The 26,676-nt window shown below is 61.0% G+C and carries 27 protein-coding genes; 19 read left to right on the top strand and 8 right to left on the bottom strand.

Annotated elements, in window-relative coordinates; all coding sequences use genetic code 11:
* Positions 1-24: 24 nt before the first annotated feature.
* Positions 25-1,134: a DNA alkylation repair protein gene (locus PMA3_RS13015; protein ID WP_064677528.1), complete on the top strand. Its 1,110-nt coding sequence runs from the start codon at positions 25-27 to the stop codon at positions 1,132-1,134.
* Here PMA3_RS13015 and PMA3_RS13010 read toward each other — a convergent pair.
* Positions 1,115-1,687: a cytochrome b gene (locus PMA3_RS13010; protein ID WP_064677527.1), complete on the bottom strand. Its 573-nt coding sequence runs from the start codon at positions 1,685-1,687 to the stop codon at positions 1,115-1,117. The two genes, PMA3_RS13015 and PMA3_RS13010, sit on opposite strands and share 20 nt — an antisense overlap.
* A gap of 206 nt (positions 1,688-1,893) precedes the next feature.
* Here PMA3_RS13010 and PMA3_RS13005 point away from each other — a divergent pair, with 206 nt between their 5' ends.
* The 7 genes from PMA3_RS13005 to PMA3_RS12975 are packed head-to-tail and all read left to right on the top strand — an operon-like array spanning position 1,894 to position 8,188.
* Positions 1,894-2,571, top strand: coding sequence for a thermostable hemolysin (locus PMA3_RS13005; protein ID WP_064677526.1), 678 nt, complete (start codon positions 1,894-1,896; stop codon positions 2,569-2,571).
* A complete protein-coding gene (locus PMA3_RS13000; protein ID WP_064677525.1) occupies positions 2,561-4,042 on the top strand; it encodes an AMP-binding protein in 1,482 nt (493 codons plus the stop codon). Before PMA3_RS13005 ends, PMA3_RS13000 begins: the two co-directional genes overlap by 11 nt.
* The gene (locus tag PMA3_RS12995; RefSeq protein WP_064677524.1) at positions 4,039-4,713 is read left to right on the top strand and encodes an iron-containing redox enzyme family protein; all 675 of its coding nucleotides are present in this window, start codon (positions 4,039-4,041) and stop codon (positions 4,711-4,713) included. The genes PMA3_RS13000 and PMA3_RS12995 overlap by 4 nt, the downstream gene beginning before the upstream one ends.
* Positions 4,700-5,509: an SDR family oxidoreductase gene (locus PMA3_RS12990; protein WP_064677523.1), complete on the top strand. Its 810-nt coding sequence runs from the start codon at positions 4,700-4,702 to the stop codon at positions 5,507-5,509. Before PMA3_RS12995 ends, PMA3_RS12990 begins: the two co-directional genes overlap by 14 nt.
* Entirely contained in the window at positions 5,506-6,150 is a 645-nt protein-coding gene (locus PMA3_RS12985) for a tetratricopeptide repeat protein (RefSeq protein WP_064677522.1), read from the top strand. The genes PMA3_RS12990 and PMA3_RS12985 overlap by 4 nt, the downstream gene beginning before the upstream one ends.
* 11 nt (positions 6,151-6,161) lie before the next feature.
* Positions 6,162-6,824: a response regulator gene (locus PMA3_RS12980; protein ID WP_064677521.1), complete on the top strand. Its 663-nt coding sequence runs from the start codon at positions 6,162-6,164 to the stop codon at positions 6,822-6,824.
* A complete protein-coding gene (locus PMA3_RS12975) occupies positions 6,821-8,188 on the top strand; it encodes an ATP-binding protein (protein ID WP_064677520.1) in 1,368 nt (455 codons plus the stop codon). Before PMA3_RS12980 ends, PMA3_RS12975 begins: the two co-directional genes overlap by 4 nt.
* A gap of 127 nt (positions 8,189-8,315) precedes the next feature.
* Here the strand turns inward: PMA3_RS12975 and PMA3_RS12970 are convergent, their stop codons facing one another.
* The gene (locus PMA3_RS12970; RefSeq protein ID WP_064677519.1) at positions 8,316-9,212 is read right to left on the bottom strand and encodes a LysR family transcriptional regulator; all 897 of its coding nucleotides are present in this window, start codon (positions 9,210-9,212) and stop codon (positions 8,316-8,318) included.
* A 133-nt stretch (positions 9,213-9,345) separates the two neighbouring features.
* On the opposite strand from PMA3_RS12970, the gene PMA3_RS12965 reads away from it, so the two are divergent.
* The 3 genes from PMA3_RS12965 to lldD all read left to right on the top strand — a co-directional run bounded on the left by PMA3_RS12965 (position 9,346) and on the right by lldD (position 14,165).
* Positions 9,346-10,992, top strand: coding sequence for a GMC family oxidoreductase (locus tag PMA3_RS12965; RefSeq protein ID WP_064677518.1), 1,647 nt, complete (start codon positions 9,346-9,348; stop codon positions 10,990-10,992).
* 307 nt (positions 10,993-11,299) lie between these two features.
* Positions 11,300-12,922: an MFS transporter gene (locus PMA3_RS12960; protein WP_064677517.1), complete on the top strand. Its 1,623-nt coding sequence runs from the start codon at positions 11,300-11,302 to the stop codon at positions 12,920-12,922.
* Between the two features lie 100 nt (positions 12,923-13,022).
* The gene (lldD, locus tag PMA3_RS12955; protein ID WP_064677516.1) at positions 13,023-14,165 is read left to right on the top strand and encodes an FMN-dependent L-lactate dehydrogenase LldD; all 1,143 of its coding nucleotides are present in this window, start codon (positions 13,023-13,025) and stop codon (positions 14,163-14,165) included.
* A 67-nt stretch (positions 14,166-14,232) separates the two neighbouring features.
* On the opposite strand, the gene PMA3_RS12950 is transcribed toward lldD, so the two are convergent.
* Both PMA3_RS12950 and PMA3_RS12945 read right to left on the bottom strand, forming a co-directional pair.
* Positions 14,233-14,418, bottom strand: a complete 186-nt coding sequence (locus PMA3_RS12950) for a hypothetical protein (RefSeq protein WP_064677515.1) — start codon at positions 14,416-14,418, stop codon at positions 14,233-14,235.
* A gap of 177 nt (positions 14,419-14,595) precedes the next feature.
* Positions 14,596-14,964, bottom strand: coding sequence for a DUF427 domain-containing protein (locus tag PMA3_RS12945; RefSeq protein ID WP_064677514.1), 369 nt, complete (start codon positions 14,962-14,964; stop codon positions 14,596-14,598).
* Between the two features lie 764 nt (positions 14,965-15,728).
* Between PMA3_RS12945 and PMA3_RS12940 the strand changes: the two genes are divergently transcribed.
* The 4 genes from PMA3_RS12940 to PMA3_RS12925 all read left to right on the top strand — a co-directional run bounded on the left by PMA3_RS12940 (position 15,729) and on the right by PMA3_RS12925 (position 19,531).
* On the top strand, positions 15,729-17,678 hold the full coding sequence (locus PMA3_RS12940; RefSeq protein ID WP_064680696.1) for a DNA topoisomerase III: 1,950 nt from the start codon (positions 15,729-15,731) through the stop codon (positions 17,676-17,678).
* A gap of 64 nt (positions 17,679-17,742) precedes the next feature.
* Positions 17,743-18,234 (top strand): GNAT family N-acetyltransferase, encoded by a 492-nt coding sequence (locus PMA3_RS12935; RefSeq protein ID WP_064677513.1) that lies wholly within the window; start codon positions 17,743-17,745, stop codon positions 18,232-18,234.
* 532 nt (positions 18,235-18,766) lie between these two features.
* On the top strand, positions 18,767-19,096 hold the full coding sequence (locus PMA3_RS12930) for a hypothetical protein (RefSeq protein ID WP_064677512.1): 330 nt from the start codon (positions 18,767-18,769) through the stop codon (positions 19,094-19,096).
* Positions 19,097-19,228: 132 nt separating this feature from the next.
* Entirely contained in the window at positions 19,229-19,531 is a 303-nt protein-coding gene (locus tag PMA3_RS12925; RefSeq protein WP_064677511.1) for a hypothetical protein, read from the top strand.
* Here the strand turns inward: PMA3_RS12925 and cynR are convergent.
* Entirely contained in the window at positions 19,517-20,422 is a 906-nt protein-coding gene (gene cynR / locus PMA3_RS12920; RefSeq protein ID WP_064677510.1) for a transcriptional regulator CynR, read from the bottom strand. The genes PMA3_RS12925 and cynR overlap by 15 nt on opposite strands.
* Before the next feature lie 122 nt (positions 20,423-20,544).
* Here cynR and cynS point away from each other — a divergent pair, with 122 nt between their 5' ends.
* Positions 20,545-21,012: a cyanase gene (cynS, locus tag PMA3_RS12915; protein ID WP_064677509.1), complete on the top strand. Its 468-nt coding sequence runs from the start codon at positions 20,545-20,547 to the stop codon at positions 21,010-21,012.
* A gap of 61 nt (positions 21,013-21,073) precedes the next feature.
* Positions 21,074-21,733, top strand: a complete 660-nt coding sequence (locus PMA3_RS12910; RefSeq protein WP_064677508.1) for a carbonic anhydrase — start codon at positions 21,074-21,076, stop codon at positions 21,731-21,733.
* Positions 21,734-21,798: 65 nt separating this feature from the next.
* Here PMA3_RS12910 and PMA3_RS12905 read toward each other — a convergent pair whose 3' ends face one another.
* Both PMA3_RS12905 and PMA3_RS12900 read right to left on the bottom strand, forming a co-directional pair.
* Positions 21,799-22,149, bottom strand: coding sequence for a BON domain-containing protein (locus PMA3_RS12905; RefSeq protein ID WP_064677507.1), 351 nt, complete (start codon positions 22,147-22,149; stop codon positions 21,799-21,801).
* Positions 22,150-22,204: 55 nt separating this feature from the next.
* Positions 22,205-23,707, bottom strand: coding sequence for an aldehyde dehydrogenase family protein (locus PMA3_RS12900; RefSeq protein ID WP_064677506.1), 1,503 nt, complete (start codon positions 23,705-23,707; stop codon positions 22,205-22,207).
* A gap of 266 nt (positions 23,708-23,973) precedes the next feature.
* On the opposite strand from PMA3_RS12900, the gene PMA3_RS12895 reads away from it, so the two are divergent.
* Together PMA3_RS12895 and PMA3_RS12890 are read left to right on the top strand one after the other, a co-directional pair.
* Entirely contained in the window at positions 23,974-24,489 is a 516-nt protein-coding gene (locus PMA3_RS12895) for an HvfX family Cu-binding RiPP maturation protein (RefSeq protein ID WP_064677505.1), read from the top strand.
* A gap of 55 nt (positions 24,490-24,544) precedes the next feature.
* Complete coding sequence (locus PMA3_RS12890) at positions 24,545-25,243, top strand: dienelactone hydrolase family protein (protein ID WP_064677504.1); 699 nt, start codon at positions 24,545-24,547, stop codon at positions 25,241-25,243.
* Positions 25,244-25,543: 300 nt separating this feature from the next.
* On the opposite strand, the gene PMA3_RS12885 is transcribed toward PMA3_RS12890, so the two are convergent.
* Complete coding sequence (locus PMA3_RS12885) at positions 25,544-26,509, bottom strand: nitrilase-related carbon-nitrogen hydrolase (protein ID WP_064677503.1); 966 nt, start codon at positions 26,507-26,509, stop codon at positions 25,544-25,546.
* Positions 26,510-26,676 lie beyond the last annotated feature (167 nt).

The following is a 26,676-nucleotide window of genomic DNA, read 5'->3' as shown; positions in this document are numbered from 1 at the left end:
ATCACATGCTTAAAGGAATCCACAATGGCTGCTGATCAACCCTCCCCCGCCCTGAAAGAAATCTTCAACGCCGAGCGCCTCACCCACATCGCCACCGAAATGACCGCGGTCTACCCCGCTTTCAACGCCGAGGCCTTCCTGACAATGGCCAACGAAGGCCTCGCGCAATTGTCGATCATGCAGCGCATGGCCAGGGTCAGCGAATGCCTGCATGCGGTGCTGTCATTGAGTTTTGAGGAGTCACTTGAGGTGCTTTACGCCCTCGCCCCGCGGCTGAACAGCGGCTTCGTCAGCATCTCCTTGCCGCACTATGTCGCGACCTACGGTGCCGACAGGTTCGAGCGGTCCATGGACGCTCTCAAATACTTCACGACGTTCGGTTCATCGGAGTTCGCGGTCCGCCATTTTCTACGCAGCGATCTTGAACCCACGCTGGCGCAGATGCACCACTGGTCCCAGGATGCCAACGAACATGTCCGGCGCCTGGCCAGCGAAGGCAGCCGACCGCGTCTACCGTGGTCATTTCGCCTGGAACGAATCCAGGCCGACCCTACACTCGCCGCCGCCATTCTCGACAATCTCAAGGCCGACGCCAGCCCGTATGTGCGCAAGTCGGTGGCCAATCACCTCAACGACATCACCAAGGACCATCCCGACTGGGTGCTCGACCTGATCGAGGGCTGGCCACTGGAAAACAAACACACCGCCTGGATCGCCAGGCATGCCCTGCGCAGCCTGATCAAGCAAGGCAACCAGAGGGCGCTGGCAATCATTGGCGCGGGCGGCAAACCCGAGGTCGAGATCATCGGCGTGAAGGTGGAGCCCGCGGAGATCCGGCTGGGCGAAAAAATCAGCCTGTCCTTCACCGTGAAATCCACGGTACCGGACAGCCAGCGACTGGTGATCGACTATGCCATCGATTACGTCAAAGCCAACGGCAGCAGCTCGGCGAAGGTGTTCAAGCTCAAGGCCCTGACACTGCCAGGCAAAGGCACCGAGTTCATTGCCCGAGGCCAGCACATCAAGGAACTCACCACCCGCCGGCATTACGCAGGCAGGCACGCCGTGCATATTCTGGTAAATGGCGAGCGCCTGGCCAGCACAGGGTTCGAGATTATCGCTGACGTGGATTGACCGCATTGCCGGATCGACCGGGCAACATGCGGATCAGCGTGTTATCGCGAACCCAGTAGTGATGGAACAATCCCGCCGCCGCATGCGCACCGATCAACCAGTAACCGGTACTGCCGAGCAGTTCGTGCCAGTACTTGAACTGCTTGGCCAGGGCTGGATCGACGGCAAGCGGCGACGGCAGGAAAAAGCCGAAATAAGCCACAGGCTTGCCCGCCGCCGACAGCATCAGCCAAGCCAACAGGGGGGTGGCGATCATCAGCCCATACAGCGCCAGATGCATCATGTGCGCGATGCCGGTCTGCCAGCTGGGCAAGGCCGGCGTGATCGGCGGCCGAGGTGTCAGGCGCCCGAGCAATCGCACCCAGACCAATCCGAAAATGCTCAGCCCGAACAGGCCATGCAAGCCGAGAAACAATCCTCTTAACGCGTGCCCCTTGGGCAGCAGGCCCTTGATTTCGATGCAGGCATAGAGGCCGACAAACAGCGCCAGCATCAGCCAGTGCAAGGTGATCGACAGTGTTCCATACCGCTGAGTCGTTGAATTGCGGGTCATCGTGAGCCTCGTTAACGTCATGTCCGGCTGCCGATTCATTCGCGCAACCCGGATCCGGTCCAGCACCGAAATCGACTGACGACACTTTGCCCGGCCAGTCTTAAGACAATCTGAAGAAAGCGTCGACCATTATTTCGCCACCTTCAGACTTCGTTAAGATTTGCCTCCGATACTCCTCCCACACTGACCCCGGGAGGCGTCTTCCAATGCCCGATTTTGACTGGAACATCCCTCTGCCCTTGTGGTTCGGCCAAGCCGAAACCCCGAAAACGAGTCTGGCCAGAGCCCTGCCAGGCGACCCTCAACGTCCCCTTTTCGAAGCCTTTATCCAGCAACGTTTCCGCAAGGCTCACGGGGCCGACATTCGTCATTTCATGCCGGAACTGTTCGGTATGCACACCGCCTCAGGCGAACTTTGTGCGGTGGCCGGCGTGCGTCTGGCCAGCAGCGGACCACTGTTTCTGGAGCGTTACCTGGATGAACCGATCGAGCCGCTGATCAGTGTCGCGGCCGACTGCCCGGTGGACCGGGCCGATATCGTCGAGGTGGGCAATCTGGCTGCCAGCGACACCGGCAGTGCGCGCATGAGCATCATTGCCATCACTTACCTGCTGGCCATGGGTGGCCTGGAATGGGTGGCGTTCACCGGCAACATCGGCCTGGTGAACAGCTTTCATCGCCTGGGTTTGAACCCCGTGAGCCTTTGCGCTGCCGATCCCGCGCGGCTGGGCGACGACCGCCACAGCTGGGGCAGTTATTACGAGAGCAAGCCCTGGGTGCATGTCGGCAACATCCGCGCCGGCTTCATCCATTTGCGCAACATCGGGCTGTTCAACAGCCTGGGATTGCCATCGTCCATCGAGGAGTCCAGCCATGTCGCCTGAAATGGAGCATTTCAGACAGACCCTGCGCCGCCATGCCGAACGCAAGACCAATGCCATCGCCCTGTGGGGCGATCAACTGAAAGTGGACTACGCCACGCTATACGCCGAAGTGGTGTATCGCCAGCAGCGGTTGCGTGATGAAAACGTCAAGGTGGTCGCACTGGCGCTGGATAATGGCGTCGAAGCCATGCTCTGGGACCTGGCCACGCTGTTCGAAGGCCTGACCTGCCTGACGTTACCGGCCTTTTTCAGCCCGGCTCAACGCCGCCATTGCCTGGCGCAGAGCCAGGCCGAGCTGGTGATTGCCGAGCCGGAGCTGGACACCGAACTGCAAAGCGCCGGGTATGAGAAAGGCGGTGAGTTCTGGCGTCGCAGCTTCAGCGGCCCGAAGCGGATGCCCGAAGGCACCGCCAAACTGACCTTCACCTCCGGTACCACGGGCACTCCGAAAGGCGTGTGCCTGAGTGCCGAGAGCATTCTGCAAGTCGCCCGCGAACTGGATCAGGCCAGTAAACCTGCTCAGGCGCAGCATCATCTGGCTCTGCTGCCCCTGGCGATCCTGCTGGAAAATATCGGCTGTTATGCCGCGTTATACGCAGGGGCCACTCTGAGCGTGCCGAGTCAGAAAACCCTGGGCATCGAGGGTGCCAGTGGCGTTGACGTGCCGCGATTGCTCGGCTGCCTGGCCACCCGCGCCCCCGAGAGCCTGATCCTGGTGCCGCAATTGCTCCTGTTGCTGGTCAGCGCCGCCGAGCAAAAAGCCTTCTTCCCCTACTCGTTGCGTTTTGTCGCGGTGGGGGGCGCACGGGTCGCCGAGCAATTGTTGCATCGCGCGCAACGTGTCGGCCTGCCGGTCTATGAGGGTTACGGCTTGTCTGAGTGCTCATCGGTGGTGTGCCTCAATCGACCTGAAGCGCGACGCCCTGGCAGTGTCGGCCGGCCCCTGCCGACGGTGCAGATTCGCCTCGCCGACGACGGCGAAGTGCTGATCAAGGGTTCGACCCTGCTCGGTTATCTGGGAGAAGCGCCGCACACCGGTGAATGGTGGCCCAGCGGCGATCTGGGCGAGTTCGATGCCGAGGGTTTCCTCTACCTCAAGGGACGCAAGAAGCATCAATTTGTCACCAGTTTCGGGCGCAACGTGAACCCGGAGTGGGTCGAGGCCGAGTTGACTCAGCGCCGTCATATCGCCCAGGCCTTCGTCCATGGCGAAGCCTTGCCCCGCAACCATGCGCTGCTCTGGCCCCATCGCCTTGATTGCACCGACGAACAACTGGCAGCCGCCGTGGCCGAGGCCAACGAGGCCTTGCCCGATTACGCCCGGGTCCATCACTGGAGCCGCCTGGATCAACCCTTCACAGCCGCCAATGGCCTGCTGACCGCCAACGGCCGACCGCGCCGGGATGCCATCGTCGAGCAGTACCGGGCGCAGCTGACCGAACCCGCCCTTTGCGAGGAATCCGCATCATGAGTTTTTTTGACAGGCTACAAGAAGCGACCCGGCACGAACGCCATGAGCTGTTCAATCTGCCCATCATCCGTGACGCCCTCGCGGGCCAGGTCAGCCTGGAAAGTTACCGGGCCTTCCTGGCGCAAGCCTACTATCACGTGCGCCACACCGTGCCATTGATGATGGCGTGCGGGGCGCGCCTGCCGTCGCGTCTTGAATGGCTGCGTGAAGCCGTGTGCGAGTACATCGACGAAGAATACGGCCACGAACAATGGGTGCTCAATGACATCGCGGCGTGCGGCGGCGACAAGGACGCGGTGCGCGATGGCCGGCCGTCCTTGCCCATCGAACTGATGGTCAGCTTCCTCTACGACTTGATCGCCCGGGACAACCCGGTCGGCCTGTTCGGCATGGTCAATGTATTGGAGGGCACCAGCATCGCCCTGGCCACCCATGCCGCCGGCAGCATTCGCGAACGCCTGGATCTGCCGGAGAGCGCCTTCAGTTACCTCAGCTCCCACGGTTCGCTGGATATCGAGCATATGCAGACCTATCGCCAGCTGATGAACAAACTGGAGGATCCGGCCGACCAGGCGGCCGTTATCCATGCGTCCAGGGTGGTATACCGGCTCTACGCCGATATGTTCCGGGGCTTGCCACGCGATGAGGAATACCTGCATGCGCCTGTCTGAAGCGCGGGTGGTACTGACCGGTGCCAGCGGCGGCATCGGCCTGGCCATCGCCACCGCGCTGTGTGCCAGTGGCGCCCGGGTGCTGGCGGTAGCCCGGCATCGGGAACCGCTGGAGCCGTTGCTCGAGCGCTATCCGCAACACTTGTGCTGGCTTGGCGCCGACCTGACCCTGGCTGCGGACCGGCACAAAGTGCTGGCGGCGGCCGAAATCGTTGGCGGCATCAACCTGCTGATCAATGCCGCCGGAGTCAATCACTTCGCCATGCTCGAACAACTGGCAGACACTGACGTTGACGCCATGCTGGCGGTGAACATCAGCGCGCCGATTTGCCTGACCAAAACCTTGCTGCCCCTGCTCAAGCAAGCCGAGAGCGCGATGGTGGTGAACGTCGGCTCGACCTACGGCTCGATCGGCTACCCCGGATATGCCAGCTACTGCGCCAGCAAATTCGCGTTGCGCGGTTTTTCCGAAGCCTTGCGCCGGGAACTGGCGGACACCCGCGTCGGTGTTCTTTATGTCGCACCCCGTGCGACTCGCACGAGCATGAACAGCCCGGCGGCGCAGGCATTGAATGACGCACTCAAATCCAACGTCGATGATCCGCAACACGTCGCCTCGGCGGTGATGCACGCCATCGCCGGTGATCGCCGCGACTTGTACCTTGGCTGGCCGGAACGCTTCTTCGTGCGCCTCAACAGCTTATTGCCGAACCTGGTGGACCGGGGCTTGCGCAAGCAATTGCCACTGATCCGCCGCCTCAGTCAAAAACCTGAAAACGAGCATATGAAACCATGAAAAAACTGACCTTTTGCCTGCTGCTGGGGACCCTGAGCCAAAGCGTCTGGGCCCTGGACGCTGCCGACCAGCAACGTCTCGCCGGCATCCAGCAAAGCTGGGCGCATATCCAATACGAACTGCCCGCCGAGCAACGCACCGCCGCCTTCGAAAAACTCGCCACCCAGGCGTCGGCCTTTACCCGGGAGCGCCAGTCGGTGGCCGAGGCGTGGATCTGGTCCGGCATCGTCACCAGCAGTTGGGCCGGAGCCCAGGGCGGGCTCGGGGCGCTGAGCAAGGTCAAGGACGCCAAGGTCGATCTGGAAACTGCCCTGAACCTGGACCCTAAAGCCCTGCAAGGTTCGGCCTACACCAGCCTCGGCGCACTGTACGACCGCGTACCGGGCTGGCCCATCGGTTTCGGCGACGCCGACAAGGCCGAGCAATTGCTCAAACAAGCCTTGCAACTCAACCCGAACGGCATCGATAGTCTGTACTTCTGGGGCGATCACCTCTACCGTCAGAAACGCTACAGCGAAGCCAGGGGCGCCCTGCAAAAAGCCCTGCAGGCAGATCCACGGCCAGGCCGCGAAACCGCCGACGCCGGGCGCCGTAAAGAGATCCAGGCCTTGCTGGTGGATGTGAACAAGAAACTCAACTGACAGGAGTCCGTGTGCGCTTATTACTGATCGAGGACGATATAGCCCTGGGCGAAGGCATCCATCAAGCCCTGGGCCGCGAAGGCTACACGGTCGACTGGTTGCAGGACGGGAGCAGCGCCTTGCATTCACTGCTCAGTGAAACCTTTGACCTGGCGGTGCTGGACCTCGGTCTGCCGCGCATGGACGGGCTCGAAGTGCTGCGTCGCTTGCGCGACAGTGGTTCCAACCTGCCGGTACTGATCCTCACCGCCCGGGATGCCACCGAAGACCGCATCGCCGGACTGGATGCCGGGGCTGACGATTACCTGATAAAACCTTTCGACCTGGCGGAACTCAAGGCCCGTCTGCGGGCCTTGTTACGGCGCAGCGCCGGCCGCGCCCACGCGCTGATCGAACATGCCGGCATCAGCCTGAACCCCGGTACCCAGCAGGTCAGCTATCAGGGTGAGCCGGTGGCCCTGACGCCCAAGGAGTATCAACTGCTGCATGAACTGCTCTCGCCTCCGGGCCGGGTCATGACCCGCGACCACCTGATGCAATTGCTCTACGGCTGGAACGAGGAAGCGGAAAGCAACACCCTGGAGGTGCACATCCACCATCTGCGCAAGAAATTTTCCAGCGACCTGATCCGTACCGTCCGGGGTGTCGGTTACCTGGTCGAGGAGCGTCGATGACCTCGATCCGGCGTCGCACCCTGACCCTGATCATCGGCCTGATGCTCGCTGGCCTGGGGGTGATCAGCGTGTTCAATCTGCATGACAGCAACCACGAAATCGCCGAAGTCTACGATGCCCAATTGGCCCAGAATGCCCGGTTGCTGCAGGGTGTGATGCGCATGCCCATGGCGAGCAAGGAACACGCCGAGTTGTATCAGGCGTTCAACAAGGCCTTGAGCGAAGCGGTTCCCGGGGTCGATGGCCATCCCTATGAGAGCAAGCTTGCCTTTCAGGTGTGGAATCCCAAGGGCGAGGTGCTGGTGCATACGGCCAGCGCGCCCTCCTTCTCCGCGCCCCCGACGAAACCCGGCTTCAGCGACGTGGTGGATCTGCATGATCGCCATTGGCGCGCGTTCATGCTCGAGGACAAACACAATGATTTGCGGATCTGGGTCGGCGAGCGAGACGACGTGCGTTCGGACCTGGTGGAGCGGATCGTAAGTCATACCCTGTGGCCCAATGTGCTGGGCAGCCTGATTCTCGCGGCCATGGTCTGGATGGCGATCGGCTGGGGCCTCAAGCCTCTGGCGGATATGGCCGCGACACTGCGGGCGCGGCACAGCGGGTCGCTGGAGCCGCTGCAACTGACCCCGCTGCCCAGCGAACTGGAACCGATGCAGGCGGCGCTCAATCGCATGCTCGCGCAGATCCAGGAAGTGCTCGGCCGCGAGCGGCGCTTCATCGCCGACGCCGCCCATGAAATGCGCACGCCCCTGGCCGTACTACGGGTACACGCACAAAACCTGCTGGAAGCCGGCACCGAACAGGAACGCCGCGAATCCCTGGAATTTCTGATCGCAGGGGTCGACCGGACCAGCCGCCTGGTCAACCAACTGCTGACCATGGCCCGCCTGGAACCGAACACCGTGACACCGGTGTTGCACCCCATCGACCTGACCGAAACCGTACGCGCCAGCCTGGTTCAGCTCACCCCCTGGCTGCTGAGTAAAAACCTGGAGTTGGCCTTCGACGCCAATGAGCGCCCGATCAAAGTGGTCGCCGACGCCGCTGCCATCGACATTGCCCTGAACAATCTGATCAGCAATGCCGCGAACTTTTCACCCGCGCATGGCGTGATCAGGGTGCAATTGAGCCAGGCCGACGGGTTCTATCACTTGAGCGTCGAGGACCAGGGACCGGGCATCGACGAAGCGGATCGCGAGCGCTTGTTCGAACGCTTCTACAGTCGCGGGAACGCGCAAGGGGCTGGACTGGGGCTGACGATCGTCAACACCATCGCCACTCGGCTGGGAGGACGGATCACCCTGGTCAACCGGCCTGAAGGCGGCTTGCGGGCGACCCTGTCGATTCCGGACAAATAGCTGAAGTCCCCCATTGAAACTCGCCCCTGTGGGAGCTGGCTTGCCAGCGAAAGCGGCGTGTCAGTCGACATATGTATTGGCTGATATGACGTCTTCGCTGCGGTGCGGCGGTCCGACAAGCCAGCGCCTACAGGGGATCGGGGCCCAGCAACAGATCCTGTTCGCTTTCACACAGCTGCACCACGTAATCCCACAACACCCGCAGCCGCACCGACTTGTGCAACTCCCGCCGCGTGCTGATCCAGTAGCTACGCTGGATGCTTTCCTGCGGCAACAACGGCACCAGACCGGAATCGGCGCTGGCCATGTAGCACGGCAACACGGCGATCCCCAACCCCGAGCGCGCGGCCTGTTGCTGGGCGATGACGCTGGTGCTGTGGAAGACCACCCGCGGGTTGCGGCAGAAACTGTTGAGAAACATCAATTCCTGGCTGAACAGCAGGTCATCGACATAGCCAATCCAGGCATGGCGCCCCAGATCTTCGCGGCTATGCAGCGCTGGCGAGCGGTCCAGATAGTCCTGGCTGGCATAGAGCGCCAGGCGATAATCAGTGAGTTTGCGGGTGACCAGCATGTCGGCGGCCGGGCGTTCCAGGTGGATGCTGATCTCGGCTTCGCGGTTGAGGATGCTGACGAAGCGCGGCACCGCCACCAGCTCCACTTCCAGCCCCGGATACCGCTCGAACAGGCCGTTCATGCGGCTGGCGAGGAACATGATGCCCAGGCCTTCGGTGACCCCGACGCGAATCTTGCCCAGGGGCGCCGTGGATTGGGTGATTTCTTCCTGGGCCAGCAAGGCGACGTTTTCCATGGCTTCGGCATGCTTGAGCAGCGCTTCGCCGGCCGGGGTCAGTTCATAACCCTGGGCGTGCTGGACAAACAGCGCGGTGCCGAGGCTCTTTTCAATGGCCTCGATGTGCCTGGCCACGGTGGCGTGGGTGGTGTTCAAACGGCGGGCCGCAGTGAGCAAACGCCCGCTGCGTTGCAATTCGAGAAAAAACCGCAGGTCATTCCAGTCGAACATGAATCATCCTTGAAGCTTCGCTGTTAAAGGCGCTGTCTAAAAACGCACAGCGGCTGCGCAAAAACTAACATTCTTTTGACGAAAGCTAACAACTAGGATGACTGACGACAAGAACAACACTACGAGGTCAAGGATGCAGACTTCCCTTGATGAATTCGACTACATCGTGGTCGGTGCCGGGCCGGCCGGTTGTTTGCTGGCCAATCGGTTGTCGGCCAACCCGCAACACCGGGTGCTGCTGCTCGAAGCCGGCGGTCGCGACAACTATGCGTGGATTCACATTCCCGTGGGTTACCTGTTCTGCATCGGCAACCCACGCACCGACTGGTGCTTCAAGACCGAAGCGCAACCCGGGCTGCAAGGCCGCGCCCTGAGCTACCCGCGGGGCAAGGTGCTGGGTGGCTGCTCCTCGATCAACGGCATGATCTACATGCGCGGCCAGGCCGGCGACTACGATGGCTGGGCCGCCGACGGCAATCCGGGCTGGAGCTGGAACGAGGTGTTGCCGCTGTTCAAGAAAAGCGAAAACCACTTTGCCGGCGACTCGCAATATCACGGTGCAGCCGGGGAATGGCGGATCGAGCGTCAACGGCTGTCGTGGCCGATTCTGGATGCCTTCCAACGCGCAGCCGAGCAAAGCGGCATCGCCAGCATCGAAGACTTCAACCAGGGCGACAACGAAGGCTGTGGCTACTTCCAGGTCAATCAGAAGGCCGGGATCCGCTGGAATGCGGCCAAGGCCTTTCTCAAACCGATTCGCCAGCGGCCAAATCTCACCGTACTGACAGGTGTCGAAGTCGACCGTGTGCAGCTGGACAAGGGTCGCGCCTCTGCAGTCAGTGCGCGCTGGCAAGGCCAGGCGAAAATCTTCAAGGCGCGCAAGGAAATCGTCCTGTGCGCCGGCGCCGTCGGTTCGCCAGGCATCCTCCAGCGCTCCGGGATCGGCCCGCGCCCGCTGCTGCAACGCCTGGGCATCGGCATCGCCCATGAGCTGCCCGGGGTCGGCGGCAACCTGCAGGATCACCTGCAACTGCGGATGATCTACAAACTGCAGAACGCCCGCACCCTGAACCAGATTGCCGGCAGCCTGTGGGGCAAGATGGGCATGGGCCTGCGCTATCTGTATGACCGCAGCGGCCCGCTGTCCATGGCGCCAAGCCAGCTCGGCGCCTTTGCCCGGTCGGGACCGGAACAGACCTCGGCCAATCTTGAATACCATGTGCAGCCGCTGTCCCTGGAACGCTTCGGCGAACCCCTGCACGCTTTCCCCGCGTTCACCGCATCGGTCTGCGATCTGCGGCCGCAAAGTCGGGGTCGCATTGAGATTCGCTCCGCCGACCCGCAGGAAGCGCCGCTGATCCAGCCCAATTATTTAAGTCATCCAGAAGATTTGCGGGTCGCGGCCGATGCGATTCGCCTGACCCGGCGCATCGTGTCGGCTCCCGCCTTGCAAGCCTTCAAACCGGTCGAGTACCTGCCCGGCGACAGCTTGCAGAGTGAAGAAGAATTGCACGAAGCCGCCGCGCGCATTGGCACCACGATTTTCCATCCGGTCGGCACCTGCCGCATGGGCAACGACACGGACGCGGTGGTCGACGCCGAGCTGCGCGTTCACGGCATTCCCGGCCTGCGCATCGCCGACGCCTCGATCATGCCGCGCATCACTTCGGGCAACACTTGCTCGCCTACGCTGATGATTGCCGAAAAAGCCGCGCAACTCATCCTCAACCCCGACACAAGGAGCATCGCACCGCCAAAGGAACTGGTCACACACCCGTGAACCCTGCACGGACACTGCAGGAGCAGCCGGTCGACGCTCGATTGCTCGCGAAGAACCTGAGAACACCACGGGGTGTCAGGCTTCACGCGTTATCGTTGACGCCATCCCTGTAGGAGCGAGCTTGCTCGCGAAGAACCTGAGAACACCACGGGGTGTCAGGCTTCACGCGTTATCGTTGACGACCATCGCGAGCAAGCTTGCTCCTACAGAAACGAGTACACCCGATACACCCGATACATCGACAGTAGCGGCACCAAGCCGGTGCCGACAGTGGAACAACAAAAACAATCACTGTGAGGGATACGAAATGTCAGAACATGTTCAGCCACTGGAAGCCGTACGCAGTGCGGGGACCAGCCGCGAGACCCAGAAAGTCATCTTCGCTTCATCGCTCGGGACGGTGTTCGAGTGGTACGACTTTTTCCTCTACGGCGCCCTCGCGGCGGTCATCAGCAAACAGTTTTTCGCCGGGGTCAACGACACCACCGCCTTCATCTTTGCGCTCATGGCGTTCGCCGCCGGCTTCATCGTGCGGCCCTTCGGTGCACTGGTGTTCGGCCGGCTCGGAGACATGATCGGGCGTAAATACACCTTCCTCGCCACCATCATTCTCATGGGCGTGGCGACCTTCTGCGTCGGGCTGCTGCCGACCTACGCCAGCATCGGCATCGCCGCGCCGATCATTCTGGTGGTGCTGCGCATGCTTCAGGGCCTGGCCCTGGGCGGCGAATACGGCGGCGCTGCCACTTACGTCGCGGAACACGCGCCGATGGGCAAACGCGGTTTCCACACCAGCTGGATTCAGTCCACTGCGACCCTCGGCTTGCTGCTATCACTGCTGGTGGTCCTGGCCTGCCGCTACTTCACCGGTGACCAGTTCGAAGTCTGGGGCTGGCGGATTCCGTTTCTGTTTTCGATCATCCTGCTGGGCATCTCGACCTGGATTCGCATGAGCCTGCACGAGTCGCCGGCCTTCGTGAAAATGAAAGAGGAAGGCAAACTCTGCAAGTCGCCGCTGCGCGATTCCTTCGGTAAATGGGAAAACCTCAAAGTCGTCTTGATCGCCCTGTTCAGCATCAACGCCGGGCAAGCAGTGACCTTCTACGCCGCGCAGTTCTACGTGCTGTTCTTCCTGACCCAATTCCTTAAAATGGACCCGGCCCTGGCCAACAGCCTGCTGATCGTCAGCGTGATCATCGGCGCGCCGTTCTTCATCTTTTTCGGTTGGCTGTCGGACAAGGTCGGGCGCAAACCGGTGCTGATGATCGGCCTGCTGCTGGCCACCGCGCTGTACTTCCCGATCTTCAAGTCCATCGCCCACTACGCCAACCCGGCGATCGACCTGGCCAGCCGTCAAGCACCGATCACCGTACTGGCCGACCCGGCCACCTGCACCTTCCAGTTCGACCCGGTGGGCAAGGCGAAATTCGACAGCCCGTGCGACAAGGTCAAGACCTTCCTGGTCAAACAGGGCCTGCCCTACACCAGCGCAGCGGCCCCGGCGGGCAGCGACGTGCAGGTCAGCGTCGGCGACGTGAAAATCGACGGTTACGACGAAGCGGCCCTGCGTGGCGCAGTGACATTGGCGGGGTATCCGTCACAAGCCGATACGCAACAGGTCAACAAGTCCATGATCGTGGCGCTGATGGTGGTGCTGATCATCATCTCCGCCATGTGCTACGGCCCGCTGGCGGCGCTGATGGTCGAACTGTTCCCGACCCGCATCCGCTACACCTCGATGTCCCTGCCCTACCACATCGGTAACGGCTGGTTCGGCGGTTTCCTGCCGACCGTGTCGTTTGCCCTGGTGGTGTACACCGGAGACATCTTTTACGGGCTGTGGTACCCGGTGCTGATTACCGGGGTGAGCCTGGTGGTGGGGATGATCTGCCTGCGCGAGACCAAGAACGTGGATCTGGACACCAACTGACAGCCAGTGCAAAAAAAAAACGCCCCGCATCCCGGGGCGTTTTCGTTAATCTGATCGCTCGACGCAACCATCGCCCCGCCACTCCCCAGACCGAGGCACCATGATCATTTCATCCGCATCCGACTATCGCGAGGCAGCCCGCCGCAAACTCCCGCGTTTTTTATTCGACTACATCGATGGCGGCGCTTATGCAGAGCATACGCTGCGGGCCAACAGCGCCGACCTGGCCGACATCAGCCTGCGTCAGCGCATTCTGAAAAACGTCGAAACCCTGAGCCTGGAAACCACCCTCTTCGACCAACCGCTGGCAATGCCGATCATATTGGCGCCGGTTGGCCTGACGGGCATGTTTGCCCGTCGGGGGGAAGTACAGGCCGCGAAAGCCGCGCAAAACAAAGGCATCCCGCTATGCCTGTCCACGGTGTCGGTGTGCTCGATCGAGGAAGTCGCCGGTCAAAGCCAACAACCCCTCTGGTTTCAGCTTTATGTGTTGAAAGACCGGGGGTTCATGAGGAACGCGCTGGAACGGGCAAAGGCCGCCGGGGTGCAGAACCTGGTGTTTACCGTGGACATGCCCACGCCCGGCGCCCGCTACAGGGATGCACACTCGGGCATGTCAGGGCCTTTTGCCGCCTCGCGGCGAATTCTCCAGGCCATGACCCGCCCCGCCTGGGCCTTCGACGTCGGCGTCATGGGCCGTCCCCACGACCTGGGGAATGTGTCGAAGTACCTTGGCAAAGCGGTCACGCTGGAAGACTACATGGGCTGGCTGGCCAACAACTTCGACCCTTCGATCAGCTGGAGCGACCTGGAGTGGATTCGCGAGTACTGGAAAGGCCCGATGATCATCAAAGGCATTCTCGATCCCCAGGATGCCAGGGACGCGGTCAGCTTTGGCGCCGATGGTATCGTCGTGTCGAACCATGGCGGAAGACAGCTGGACGGCGTGCTCTCCACCACCAAGGCCTTGCCGCCGATCATGCAGGCCATCGGCAATGATCTGTCGGTGCTGGTCGACTCCGGGATCCGCTCGGGGCTCGATGTCGTACGGATGCTGGCACTGGGCGCAAAAGGCGTCATGCTGGGGCGTTCCATGGCTTATGCATTGGCTGTCGACGGTCAACGTGGCGTCGAAAACATGCTGGATATCTTTGCCAAGGAAATGCGCGTGGCGATGACCCTGACCGGGGTGACTTCAATTGGTCAAATTGATGAGTCCACGCTGGTAGATGCCGTGCGATAAATTGCCCCCAGTTGATCGCTGCCGCAAGAAGAAGGCGGCCTCATAGCCGCCCCGCCTCCCCTATCGACTAACTGATGCTCGATTCGCTGACCGGCTTGCGCTTGCCCAGGACGTAGACGACCGACGTACTGCTGCTCGAGCCGAGCGGCGGGCCGGGCAGCACTGCCAGTAAGCGCCATCCATCGGCCAGCTTTTCGTTGGCATTCTCGTCGCCGACAACTTGAACCACCTTCGCCGCTTCGTGCATCTGCATGTTCTGCGCTCCGTAGATTAAAGCCATTAGGCTAGCAGGGGCTCGGACAGCGCGGCGCGGGGACAAGTTCGGTAAGCGGATGCCCGACCATCAGCTGGATCGAGTACGATCGAACCAATGCTCGAGTGAACAGCATTACGTCAATGCAGGGCGTTTTTATATCCCGGGAAGCGACCATCACTCGACGTCTTTCAAAATCTCGAACGTCACTTGATCGGGATAGAACGCTACGTAATCGCGAATCTGCTCGACAGACACTTTCGGATTTTCATAGCTCCATACCGCATTGGCGCCTTCATGCCCCGGGATCTGCAGGCTGAAATAGCTGGCGTCGCCTTTGTAGGGGCAATAGCTGGTGTGGTCGGTGCGGGCGAAATATTTTTCGTCGATGTCCTCCCGGGGCACGTAGTACACCGGAGGATAATTGGCCTCCAGCAGCACCAGCGCTCGTGCGGACGCGGCCACCTGAATGCCATGAAACTTCACCAGGAGGCAGCCTGGCTGTTCTGCAATGGTGATGACGGGACTGGGACCGGCGCTTTTCATCACTATCTCCTGGAGCATGGGAAGATGCATTGCTGTGGCGAGGGGCTTGCCGGAACGCCGCATCGCGCTGTCGGCCACGCCGCCGCCTCATGTTTCGCCACCTTGATGTAACAGGTATACCTCATGTTTCGCCATGGCGGCTCATTCGCAGCCGAACGGGACAGTGCGGCGTTCCGACAATCGCGCTCGCCAGAATAACGCCGTCCGTACCGTCCGAATCATCATGTCTGAACCAGCAGACACCCCACAAGGCCTGCCCACAACAGGCCGGCGATCGACCAACGCCGTCGCGATCCTGAACGGGCATCATCCCCCGCGACCGGGTGTTTGGAAACAGCGAGCAGTCCAGCAAAACGCTCGGCATTTTGCTCAAGGTTGCCACCGAAGACTTCTAACATCAGGTTCGCCCCACTGAGTGTGACCCTCGGCGCAAGGAGGTTTGCCGATGGATCGTTCAACCTTATGCACTCATTAAACATGCCAGGAAAAACTGGTGACTAATCAACGCTGTCGGATTATCAGGGTCATTCAGACCCATGAGTCATGGGTCAAATACACCCTGATTCGGGGTAGAAATCACCCTGAACTATATATCCCGGTCAATCAACGGGCAGACGCGCCTCCTCGCTGCCGCTTGGCAATACGCCGACACCATGAAATAAAAGTAGCGCAAAAAACTGTACATCCATACAGATAAAGATTGCCCCAACGCTCATCACAAGCCATTCTGTGCACCTCTCGAACACTGATCGACGACGGTGGCCATGCAGCTGTACCTCTGTGAAAAACCTTCCCAGGCCAAAGACATCGCGGCCGTACTCGGCGCCAGGCGTCGCGGCGACGGCTGTTGGCTGGGAACGAATGTCACGGTGACCTGGTGCATCGGCCATCTGCTGGAAACCGCGCCACCGGATGCCTATGACGCGCGTTACAAGCGCTGGGTGCTGGCGGACCTGCCGATCATTCCAGAGAAGTGGAAAATGACGGTCAAGCCACGTACGGCCAGCCAGTACAAGGCCGTCAAACGCTTGCTCGGCGAGGCCACCGAGCTGGTGATCGCCACCGACGCCGACCGTGAGGGCGAAATGATTGCCCGGGAGCTGGTGGAGCATTGCCGGTATCGCGGACCGATCCGGCGACTGTGGCTGTCGGCGCTGGACGATGCGTCAATCCGCAAGGCGCTGGCGGCGCTCAAGCCGGGGGCCGAGACCTTCAGTCTTTATCATTCGGCACTGGGACGCTCACGGGCCGACTGGCTGATCGGGATGAACATGAGCCGGCTGTTCACGCTGTTGGGGCGTCAATCCGGTTACCAGGGCGTATTGCCTGTCGGCCGGGTGCAGACGCCGACCCTGCGCCTGGTGGTGGATCGTGACCGCAGCATTGCCGATTTCGTCCCGGTCGCCTATTGGGCCATCGACGTGCAACTGCTGCACGACGGCACCGCCTTCACTGCGCAATGGCGGGCGGCCTCCGACGCGTGCGACGATCAGGACCGCTGCCTGAATCAGGCGCTGGCGCAAAAAGCGGCGGCGGCGCTGAGCAGCGCGGCGAGTGCCCGGGTGATCAAGCTGCGGACCGAGCGGATGCGTGAAGTGGCACCCCTGCCGTTCGACCTGGGCACCTTGCAGGAGGTCTGCTCGAAGAAGCTGGGCCTCGGCGCCCAGGAAACCCTCGATATCGCCCAGGCGCTCTACGAAACCCACAAGGTCATCACCTACCCGCGCAGCGACTGCGGCTACCTGCCGCTGAGCCAGCACAGCGAAGCCCCGGGCATCCTGGCGGCGCTGAGGCAGGCCGACCCGACGCTGAACGCCTTGAACGACCACCTGGAGCCTCAGCGGCGCTCCCGGGCCTGGAACGATGCCAAGGTCAGCGCTCACCACGGCATCATCCCCACCGCGGCGGCAAAAAACCTCGAGCGGCTGGTGGGCAAGCAGCGGGCGGTGTACACGCTGATTCGCGCGCGATACCTGGCGCAGTTCCTGCCCAACCACGAATACGACCGCACCCAGGCCGACTTCGACTGTGCCGGTGAAGCCTTGCGCGCCGTGGGGAAGCAGATTGTCGAGCCCGGCTGGAAACGCGCCCTGCCCGAGGCTCTTGCGCCGGCCAAGGGTCGCGAGGCGCCGGTACCGCAAACCTTGCCGGCCTTGGCCGAAGGACGCGAATGCGCGGTAGCCGAGGTGAAGCTCAAGGACCTCTGGACGCAACCGCCCAAGCCATTTACCGAAGGCGATCTGATCAAGGCCATGAAAAACGTCGCCAAACTGGTGGAAGATCCGCTGCTCAAGCAAAAGCTCAAGGACACCACCGGCATCGGCACCGAGGCGACCCGGGCCTCGATCATTCAGGGTCTGCTCGACCGCGGTTACCTGATCAAGAACGGCAAGGCCCTGGCCGCGACCCCGGCCGCGTTCAGCCTGATCGATGCGGTGCCGCGCGCCATTGCCGATCCCGGGACCACGGCGATCTGGGAACAGGCGCTGGACATGGTGCAAAGCGGGGAAATGAGCCTGGAAGAGTTCGTCACCAAGCAGGCCGCCTGGATGAGCAAGCAGGTCGCCCGCTGCGCCGGCCTGAGCCTGACCATCAGCGGGCCGGCAAGCCCGGCCGGTCGTGGCGCCACGCCGTGGAAGAACAAACGCAAGCCTGCCAAGCGCAAAACCTCCACGGGCACCAGACGCGCGGCGAAACCGGCGAGCAAGGCTTGAAAACCGTTCATGCTGAAGGTAATGGTCTAGTGTTCCCATAACCCCGCATCAGGAACCTGCCCTCATGCCGTCGATAGAGCTGCACGCCGCCCAGCGCGATGACCTGGAGACCATTGAAAACCTGATGCAGTTCTACCTGTATGACTTCAGCGAGTGGCTGCCGCTGAAACTCGGTGGGCATGGCTTCTTCAATTTCCAGCCCCTGCTGGAATACTGGCGCAATCCCGCGACCCGCCCATTCCTGATCAAGGTCGACGACGAACTGGCCGGATTCGTGACCGTGGATGACGTGGTCCATCTACCGGGCGCCCACTTCAACATCGGCTACCTTTTCGTCAGTCGACGTTTTCGTGGCCAAGGCGTCGCGAGGTTTGTCGTTTCCACCCTCTTGAACCAATTCCCCGGTCAATGGCAGATTTTTCACATCGACGCGAACCAGCCGGCGCGGGCGTTTTGGGCGAGGGTAATCCCCCAACTCACCGGAGGCGAGTTCACGCTGCATCAAAGATCGGTGGACGGTTACCCTTGTACCTTTCACCGTTTCCAGCGCTCGTAGCCTCTCCCTGAATGGCGCTTTTGCTGCCGCTTATCTAATTCCAAACAGCTTTGTCCGACAATATGTAGTGAGCAAAAATAATCACTACAAAACCGTTGACGCCTCCGCTTTGCCCTTGCATGATGCAGATGTCTCCCCGATCGGGAGTACAGGCAACACGTTTGAGCAAGCTCGTCTGACCGCCGAGCTGTTTTTCCCGGATGCACGCTGCCCACAAGGCAGATTGAAGAAGCTGACCTGGCCTGAACGTCCAGTACAAGGGCGAGAAGCGCTGGCGATCAATCCTCATGAAGCTTGTGGCCGACCCTGAAAACGTCGGTAGTGGCTTGAAGGTTTTCGCTGCTTCTCTTCGTTGTGACGCTATTGCGTAGCAGTTATTCAACACGACTACATGCAACAGACGCGGACCCCGTCATTTTTGTCGGTCGACCGCTGACGTCCTGGTTTCGGTGCCAGGGATCAACTAACCGATGGGCTACCTGTATTAGCGAATCAACTTTGAAAGATCACCAAATGGTCAAGGGGCTTTATTATGAATCTGAACAATCAACCCACCATCGATGAACTGGCTCGTATGTTCGCGGCGCAAAAAGATAGCCACGACAGCCATATCCTGTGGATCAGCAAGTCGGGCCAGGTGCATATCGACTGCCTGTCGCCCCATACCCATGAAGCCGAGTTCGACCGGAACAACCAGAACCTGCTCGCCCGACTGAAGATGTACCGTCGCGGCCAGGGTTATGTCGGCAAGAAAGCCGCGGCCGACAAGGACTTCATCGGTAACGTCCTGCAAACGCTGAAACAGGCGTGGGCCTCGATGCAGAACCAGAACGAAGTTCGGGTGATTGACCGGTTCTACTGATTCCTCCCGGGGGACACCCCATCCATGAAAAAGGCCCCGCTCGTCAAATCGAGCGGGGCCTTTTTGTTTGTCTCGTGCACAGCTAAACAACGCTATCGTTAACCCTACGCTGTTGGCCCCTGGAGACGTGCGATGAAAAGTACCCTGACTGTCCTGGTGTTGCTGGTAATGACCCATGTTGCCCAGGCCAACAGCATCGCTGGCATTCCCTCTTTCGATGTCGACTGTCCCGGTACGATTATCGTCCACGCCGATCAGGACGGCCCCGTATTGATCAACGAGAAGGAAGCCACCACCAAAGCCATCAGCGACCGCCGCTTCGAAGCCAGGGGTTCAGGCGTCACGATTACTATCGTCCTCGCCGATGACGACTCCGTGACCGTGTCCTCGACCGGCAAGGCCCCCAACGGCGTGTGCCAGTCAGTGGATGATTGATTTCGCCGACTCATCCGCAACCGCAGCCGACACCAGCTCCATAAAAGCCACCGACGCCGCACTGTGATAATTGTTTTTGCGCCGCAGCAGCGCGGCCCCTCGCTTGGGCGCCTCCCCCAGCAACGGGATTTTGCGCAACGCACGGTCCTGGGTGGCAATCGGTTCCGGCAGGATGGTGGCGATGGCCGTGTGCCGGATCACTTCCAGCAAAGTGCTCACCGAATTGACCTCGATCACCACCTTCGGCGTGATCCGCTCCAGGGCGAAGTACTCATCGATGCGGTTACGGGTGACGAAACCCGTGGTCAGTAACGCAAACTCCAACCGCGCAACCTCCTCGGCAGGTAACGGATCCTGGCTTTCGTACAGGGGATGATCGCGTCCCACCATCACCCCCAGGGTTTCGGTAAACGCCGGGATCGACTCGATGTCGGCATGCCTGACCTGGGTGAACGCGATAGCGATATCCAGCGAGTCATCCAGCAGCCCGGCCTCGATATCGTCCATCGACAACTCGAAAATCTGCAGATGGATGTTCGGATACCGCGCCACGTAGTCGCGTACCAACGGCCCCACCAGGTACGCCATGAAGGTCGGCGTCATCGCCAGGCGCAAGGTGCCGCGGGATAAATCCTTGACGTCGTGCAGCGCTCGTTTGCCCGCCTCCAGCTCCACCAATACCCGACGTGCGCTCTCGATGTAGGCCTCGCCCGCGTCGGTCGGCTTGACCGTGCGCGAGGTTCGGTCGAACAGGCTCACCCCCAGGGTTTCTTCCAGTTGCCGGATCTGTTGCGACAGGGTCGGCTGGGAGACGTGCAGCGCCTCGGCGGCACGGGTGAAGCCACCGTGGTCGGCGACCGCCAGCAAATAGCGCAGATGTCGCAGCAGCATGGGCAGTCCTATCTATAGGCAGTACTTATGCATTGCATTGTATATCGGTCTTGGACGCTATGGATCAATCCGCCGAAGATTGCTCCACACCCAAGCAACACAACGCCGACAGGAGATCTCCCATGCAACAGTCCCACGCTTATAACGACCCAAGTCTGGCCCTGACTACCTCGGTCCTCGATGCCAAAGCGCGCAAAAACCTGTCCTGGCAGGCACTGGCCGAGGGCACCGGCCTCGGCCTGGCCTACGTCACCGCCGCCCTGCTCGGCCAGCATCCGCTGCCGGAAGGCGCCGCCAAAGTGATCGGCGAGAAGCTTGACCTGGACGCCGACGCCGTGGCCCGCCTGCAGATCATTCCCCTGCGCGGCAGCCTCTCGGGCATCCCGACCGATCCGACCATCTACCGCTTCCACGAAATGATCCAGATCTACGGCACCACCTTGAAAGCCCTGGTGCATGAACAATTCGGCGACGGCATCATCAGCGCGATCAACTTCAAGCTCGACATGAAGAAAGTCGAAGACCCTGAAGGCGGCTCCCGTGCGGTGATTACCCTCGACGGCAAGTTCCTGCCCCTGCGTCCTTTCTAAGTGGATACCGGCCCGCACCCGATGTGCGGGCTGACCCCGAGCCACACAGGAGAACATCCGTATGAAAGCGCTCATCGAAGGTTTTTTAAAGTTCCAGAACGAGGTCTTTCCGCAACGGACCGACCTGTTCAAGCACTTGGCCACCACCCAACATCCAGGCACCTTGTTCATCACCTGTTCCGACAGCCGTGTCGTGCCGGAACTGCTGACCCAACAAGAACCCGGTGAACTGTTCGTGATCCGCAATGCCGGCAACATCGTGCCCTCCTATAGCCCGCACCCAGGCGGTGTATCGGCCACGGTCGAATATGCGGTCGCGGTGCTGGGCGTCACTGACATCGTGATCTGCGGGCACTCGGATTGCGGCGCCATGACCGCCGTTGCCACCTGCACCTGCATGGATCACCTGCCGGCCGTGAGCGGCTGGTTGCAACATGCCGAATCGGCAAAAGTCATCAACGAATCGCGCGCTCACGCCAGTGATGCGGCGAAAGTCAGTGCCATGGTGCGGGAGAATGTGATCGCTCAACTGGCCAATATCCAGACCCATCCCAGCGTACGACTGGCCCAGGAAAAAGGCCTGCTGAACCTGCATGGCTGGGTCTACGACATCGAAACCGGTTCGATCGATGCCCTGGATGGCAGCAGCCGCACGTTCGTGTCGCTGGCCGGGCATCCGACCCTCTGTGCGGTTTATGGCAAGGCGGTTGAAGCGGCTTGAGCGAGCGCAGTCCGGAACGAGCAGTGCAGCACCCCGGCTCACGGGAGCGCTGCACTCACAGGTGGTTATTTGTCGTCCATCTTCCTTGATGATGGTGCCCGATACTCAGAGTGCTCTTCGGCATCGGGTGCGCCTGGCACACTGCCTGGCGTAAACACGTGAGTCTGTAGGCCGCTGGCATCGACGTCGACGACACCATTGATCGAGCGGGCCAGCGCCACAGCCTGCTCGCACTCTCTATGGGTGTCGACGAGGCCACTCAACAGCACCTTGCCGGCCAGGGTCTTGACATGGATATGCAGGCCCAGGCCTGATTTGGCCATTGCCAGGGCAGACTTCACCCGGGTGGTAATCCACGCATCGTGAGCGACCATTTCCAGGTTATGAGAGTAATGCTCAAAGGAATGACGTTTCATGGTGCAACCCTCCGTCACACAAACATACCTTTAGTATAGTGCCGCCCTTGCCTTCTCAGCGCTTGACCGATAGATCGGTCTGCGTCATGCGGCTGCGAATGGTGAATACCCCATCACCGGAGAGAATGGCGCTGCGCGCGAACAGTCGACCGCTCTCCCAGTTCGAAAGACCCAGTTCCGGCTTGTTCAGCGCGTACTGACCGTCGACCCAGCGGGTAATGCCGTTGCCGACAAAGGGCGCGTTGACCCCGTTGTAGAAGCGCTCCTGTGCCTGGGCATCGTCACTGATCAACGACACGGTGAACTGCGGGCTGTAGCGATTGAACAAGGCGATGGACCGGTCCAGGTCCTCGACAATCTTCAGGCTGACTTCCGGGGTTTCTTCCCACTCCCACTCGCGGCCCAACTGCTCTTCGGGCAACGGTTCGGCCATGGGTTCGGATTGATAACCTTCGGCGCGATACACCTCGACGCTCGCGCTCAGCCAGTCTTTCGGCAAATACGCCTCGCTGCCTTCGACGATGTGCAGCTTGCAGCCCTGGCCTCGTGCGGCACCGGCCTGTTGCAGCGCTTCGAGAAACAGCGGCACCAGCTCAGTGGCGCGGTCGCGGTGGATCAGGCAAACGTTCAGGGTGTTGCAGACTTTGCGGTCCAGGGAATTGCGCACCACGGCGGCAAAGCGGGTGGCATCGGCGTCTTGGTTCGCGATCAACCAGGCGCCGCCGGTACCGTGCAAGCTGACAGCCGTGCCGGCCTGTTGCGCGATGCTGCCCAACTGGCTGACCGCCCGGCCCGATCCACGGGCCACCGCCAGCGACAGGCGTCGATCGGCGAACATTGCCCAACCGGCGGCGTGATTGACGCTTTCCACCAGCGACACGGCGCCGCTCGGCAACCCGGCGTCGCTCAGTGCCGGGTTCAGCGCGTGGGCGACGATCGCCTGCGCGGTGCCCAACGCATCGCTGCCAATGCGCAGTACCGCGGTGTTGCCGGTACGCAGCACCCCCGCCGCATCGGCGAAGACGTTCGGGCGGCCCTCGAAGACAAAAGCGACGATGCCCAGGGGCGACACCACTTGCTCGACCTTCCAGCCGTCATGCTCGACGCAACTGATCACTTTGCCCCGGGTGGCCGCCGCATCGCGCCAGGCCCTGAGGCCCGCGATCATGTCGCGGCGCATGCGCTCATCGGCCAGCAGGCGCGTGGTGGAACGCCCGCGCGCCTTGGCCCGTTGGATGTCCGCAAGGTTGGCGGCTTCGATCAAGGCCCAGCACTGCGGGGTTTCCAGACGCTGGGCGAACAGGTCGAAGAACGCACTGATCGCCTGGTCCGACACTGCGGACATCGCCTTGAATGCCGCCTGCGCCCGTTCGATAGCGACACTCGCCGCTTGTTGGTCCGCCACCGGAATCAGCAACAATTCACCGCTGAGCTGTTCCACCAGCAAGTGATCACCGGGCTGGAAGCGCGCTGCCAATTCGGGGCTGACCACCGTGACACGGTTACCGGCGAAAGGGATCGGGGTACCAGCAACCAGACGTTCGAGCGCAAGAGACATGAATCGGTTACACCATGAAATGGGCGGTTGGAAAATGTATAGCAAAATCCATAGAGCGTCATTATCGATGCCTTGAACCCTGCTCCACATTTTTTGATTTGCGCCTCCTGTGTATCAGTCTGTGTACAGCCCCCCTCCCGACACACCACGCCCCTATAACCCGCCGCAAAAGACACACCGCAGACACACCTGCTTGATGAAATGTGCCCTTCGATCGGCCACGCCGGCCATTGCCCCACCTCCCTGACTGAATGGAGATTACGTCCATGAGCACTTCACTCACTTCGGCCGTCAAAGGCCTGCACCTGAACCTCGACCGTGCCGGTAGCTGGATTGCGCCCCTGACCTTGCGGGTGTTCCTCGCCTGGGAGTTCTTCGAATCCGGCCTGGAAAAATTCAATGGCCAGAACTGGTTCGCCGATATCCAGGACCGCTTCCCGTTTCCGTTCAACCACGTGTCGGCCAACTTGAACTGGGAATTGTCGATGTGGGCCGAACTGATATGCGCACTCGCCCTGCTGATCGGCCTGGGGACGCGGGTCTCGGCATTCATTCTGATCGTGGTGACCCTCGTCGCGACCGCCGCCGTTCACTGGCCGGCCGATTGGTCTACATTGAGTGAGCTTGCCCAGGGGTACGCCATCAGCGACAAGGGGCATGGCAACTTCAAGCTGCCGCTGATCTACCTGGTGGCGTTTATGCCGCTGTTGTTCTCTGGCGCCGGCAAGCTCAGCGTCGATGCGCTGCTGGCTCGATTCTTCTGGCGTCACAACTCTCGTTGAAATGTTACCGTGGCAAGCTTCACTTCCCACTTCACTTGTGTAGACAGGAGCCATCATGAGCGTGACCACCCAATGGATCGAGATCGACAGCGCCGACGGTAAATTCGGCGCTTACCTGGCCATCCCGCATACCCGCAAGGGCCCGGGGATCGTGCTGATCCAGGAGATCTTCGGCGTGAATGAACACATCCGCTCGGTCGCCGAACAATACGCGGCCGACGGCTACCTGGTCATCGCACCGGACCTGTTCTGGCGCAACGGCCAGCGCATCGAACTGGATTACGACGAAGCCGGCTGGAAACGCGCCGTCGAGTTGATGAACGCCACCGACGTCGGCCAGGCCCAGAAAGACATCGAACTGGCGATCGATGCATTGAAAGCCCAGCCGGGCCTGGAGGGAGGGATCGCCTCCATCGGCTACTGCTTTGGCGGCCTGCTGTCCTACCACACTGCCGCGAACGGGCTGGTGGACGTGGCCGTTGCCTATTATGGCGGCGGCATCCAGAACCAACTGGAGCGCGCCGATGAGATCGAAGTGCCGCTGCTGATGCATTTCGGTGAAGAGGACAGCCACATTCCGCTGGACGCCGTGGAGAAAATTGCCGAACGTTTCGAGAATAACGACAACGTGGAAATCGTCGTGTACCCGGAGGCCGAACATGGCTTCAACTGCTCGCATCGTGATAGCTACAACCAGCGGGCGGCGGCTGAGGCCCATGGCAATACGTTGATCTTTTTGGGTCAGGAATTGTAAGAGCCGGCGGGTGGATTGATTCTGAGGTGCACGGCTTGCCGGCGATGGTGTCGGTGACATCGTTTTCGCTGCGGTGCGGCGATCCGACAAACCAGCTCCCACAGAGGTCTGTGTTGGACACAATATTGTGCCCGGCGCAAAACCCTGTGGGAGCGGGCTTGCCCGCGATGAGGGCAGCACAGTTAACATCGATGTCGACTGACACGGCCTCTTCGCTGCGGTGCGGCGATCCGACAAGCCAGCGCCTACAGGCGGCCGGGTACATCCGCAGAATCAGGCCGCTTCATTAGCCGGCGCTGATCACACCTCTTCCAATTGAGTGACGGCCAGTTTCGGATGTGCACTGCGCTCATGCACATGTGCAGTCGGCGTACGATCGATCAACAGGCTCAACAGCTCGGGCCGGCTGTAGTGCCCACGGGAATCCATCATCCGTTTGCGCTTATCGATCAGCCCCATGTCGAGGTCGACGATCACCTCGCCCTCACCTTCGGTCAACGACCCCAGCACCACCCCATCCGGGCTGATGATGGCGCTGAAACAACCACCGGAAATCGGACCGAGGGGACACCCCGTGTCGGCCATGATCTGCGCCTGTTGCTCAGGGTTCAGCCAGGCCGTGGAGTTGACCACGAAACATGCCGATTCCAGCGCATGCTGACGGATGTTGACTTCCATTTGCGAAGTGAACAGCTCCCCTGCAAACGACCCCGGATACATCGCCGCATGGATCTGTTCGCCATCGGCCATCAAGGCATATCGGGCCAGCGGATTGTAATGCTCCCAGCACGCCAGTTGGCCGATGCGCCCCACCGCGCTGTCGGTGGCGCGCAAACCCGAGCCGTCGCCCATGCCCCAGATCATGCGTTCGTGATAAGTCGGAGAAATCTTGCGCCGATGCTGGATCAACGTGCCGTCGGCATCGAACAGCAACTGCGCGTTGTATAGGGTGCCGCCATCACGTTCGTTGACCCCGATGGACACCACCATGCCGGCCTGTCTGGCGGCGGCACCGATGGCCTCGGTGGTAGCCGAAGGAACTGTGACGGCCTGATCCAGCAGCTTGAGATGCTCGGCGCCCATCTGGAACGGCGACTGCACGAACGAGAAGTACGGGTAGTAAGGCACGATGGTTTCCGGGAACACGGCGAACTGCACGCCCTGGTGGCCGAGTTCGAGAATCTTCTGCACCACTTTGTCGACGGTGCCCTCCCGGCTGTAAAGAACGGGGCTGATTTGTACGGCGGCGGCTTTTACGAGGGTCATGGCAGTAATCTCATTAAGGAAGTGGACTCCAACGAGATTAAAATTACGCTAATAATATTCAGGCCGAAATGTCAAATACACCACTTTTCAGGACACTGCTACCCTGTAGGAGCGAGCTTGCTCGCGATGGATTCCAGAACACCGCGTGTATCCAGCAAATGCGCGTT

This window comes from Pseudomonas silesiensis, from assembly GCF_001661075.1.
Classification (GTDB): Bacteria; Pseudomonadota; Gammaproteobacteria; order Pseudomonadales; family Pseudomonadaceae; genus Aquipseudomonas; species Aquipseudomonas silesiensis.
Note: the sequence above shows the minus strand (reverse complement) of the source record. Positions and strands in the feature narration are given on the sequence as shown.

What these genes read in the sequence shown, in the direction of transcription:
- PMA3_RS13015 (WP_064677528.1), top strand. Translation starts at nt 25, where the DNA reads ATGGCTGCTGATCAACCCTCCCCCGCCCTGAAAGAAATCTTCAACGCC.
- PMA3_RS13010 (WP_064677527.1), bottom strand. Translation starts at nt 1,687, where the DNA reads ATGACCCGCAATTCAACGACTCAGCGGTATGGAACACTGTCGATCACC.
- PMA3_RS13005 (WP_064677526.1), top strand. Translation starts at nt 1,894, where the DNA reads ATGCCCGATTTTGACTGGAACATCCCTCTGCCCTTGTGGTTCGGCCAA.
- PMA3_RS13000 (WP_064677525.1), top strand. Translation starts at nt 2,561, where the DNA reads ATGTCGCCTGAAATGGAGCATTTCAGACAGACCCTGCGCCGCCATGCC.
- PMA3_RS12995 (WP_064677524.1), top strand. Translation starts at nt 4,039, where the DNA reads ATGAGTTTTTTTGACAGGCTACAAGAAGCGACCCGGCACGAACGCCAT.
- PMA3_RS12990 (WP_064677523.1), top strand. Translation starts at nt 4,700, where the DNA reads ATGCGCCTGTCTGAAGCGCGGGTGGTACTGACCGGTGCCAGCGGCGGC.
- PMA3_RS12985 (WP_064677522.1), top strand. Translation starts at nt 5,506, where the DNA reads ATGAAAAAACTGACCTTTTGCCTGCTGCTGGGGACCCTGAGCCAAAGC.
- PMA3_RS12975 (WP_064677520.1), top strand. Translation starts at nt 6,821, where the DNA reads ATGACCTCGATCCGGCGTCGCACCCTGACCCTGATCATCGGCCTGATG.
- PMA3_RS12970 (WP_064677519.1), bottom strand. Translation starts at nt 9,212, where the DNA reads ATGTTCGACTGGAATGACCTGCGGTTTTTTCTCGAATTGCAACGCAGC.
- PMA3_RS12965 (WP_064677518.1), top strand. Translation starts at nt 9,346, where the DNA reads ATGCAGACTTCCCTTGATGAATTCGACTACATCGTGGTCGGTGCCGGG.
- PMA3_RS12960 (WP_064677517.1), top strand. Translation starts at nt 11,300, where the DNA reads ATGTCAGAACATGTTCAGCCACTGGAAGCCGTACGCAGTGCGGGGACC.
- lldD (WP_064677516.1), top strand. Translation starts at nt 13,023, where the DNA reads ATGATCATTTCATCCGCATCCGACTATCGCGAGGCAGCCCGCCGCAAA.
- PMA3_RS12950 (WP_064677515.1), bottom strand. Translation starts at nt 14,418, where the DNA reads ATGCAGATGCACGAAGCGGCGAAGGTGGTTCAAGTTGTCGGCGACGAG.
- PMA3_RS12945 (WP_064677514.1), bottom strand. Translation starts at nt 14,964, where the DNA reads ATGAAAAGCGCCGGTCCCAGTCCCGTCATCACCATTGCAGAACAGCCA.
- PMA3_RS12940 (WP_064680696.1), top strand. Translation starts at nt 15,729, where the DNA reads ATGCAGCTGTACCTCTGTGAAAAACCTTCCCAGGCCAAAGACATCGCG.
- PMA3_RS12935 (WP_064677513.1), top strand. Translation starts at nt 17,743, where the DNA reads ATGCCGTCGATAGAGCTGCACGCCGCCCAGCGCGATGACCTGGAGACC.
- PMA3_RS12930 (WP_064677512.1), top strand. Translation starts at nt 18,767, where the DNA reads ATGAATCTGAACAATCAACCCACCATCGATGAACTGGCTCGTATGTTC.
- PMA3_RS12925 (WP_064677511.1), top strand. Translation starts at nt 19,229, where the DNA reads ATGAAAAGTACCCTGACTGTCCTGGTGTTGCTGGTAATGACCCATGTT.
- cynR (WP_064677510.1), bottom strand. Translation starts at nt 20,422, where the DNA reads ATGCTGCTGCGACATCTGCGCTATTTGCTGGCGGTCGCCGACCACGGT.
- cynS (WP_064677509.1), top strand. Translation starts at nt 20,545, where the DNA reads ATGCAACAGTCCCACGCTTATAACGACCCAAGTCTGGCCCTGACTACC.
- PMA3_RS12910 (WP_064677508.1), top strand. Translation starts at nt 21,074, where the DNA reads ATGAAAGCGCTCATCGAAGGTTTTTTAAAGTTCCAGAACGAGGTCTTT.
- PMA3_RS12905 (WP_064677507.1), bottom strand. Translation starts at nt 22,149, where the DNA reads ATGAAACGTCATTCCTTTGAGCATTACTCTCATAACCTGGAAATGGTC.
- PMA3_RS12900 (WP_064677506.1), bottom strand. Translation starts at nt 23,707, where the DNA reads ATGTCTCTTGCGCTCGAACGTCTGGTTGCTGGTACCCCGATCCCTTTC.
- PMA3_RS12895 (WP_064677505.1), top strand. Translation starts at nt 23,974, where the DNA reads ATGAGCACTTCACTCACTTCGGCCGTCAAAGGCCTGCACCTGAACCTC.
- PMA3_RS12890 (WP_064677504.1), top strand. Translation starts at nt 24,545, where the DNA reads ATGAGCGTGACCACCCAATGGATCGAGATCGACAGCGCCGACGGTAAA.
- PMA3_RS12885 (WP_064677503.1), bottom strand. Translation starts at nt 26,509, where the DNA reads ATGACCCTCGTAAAAGCCGCCGCCGTACAAATCAGCCCCGTTCTTTAC.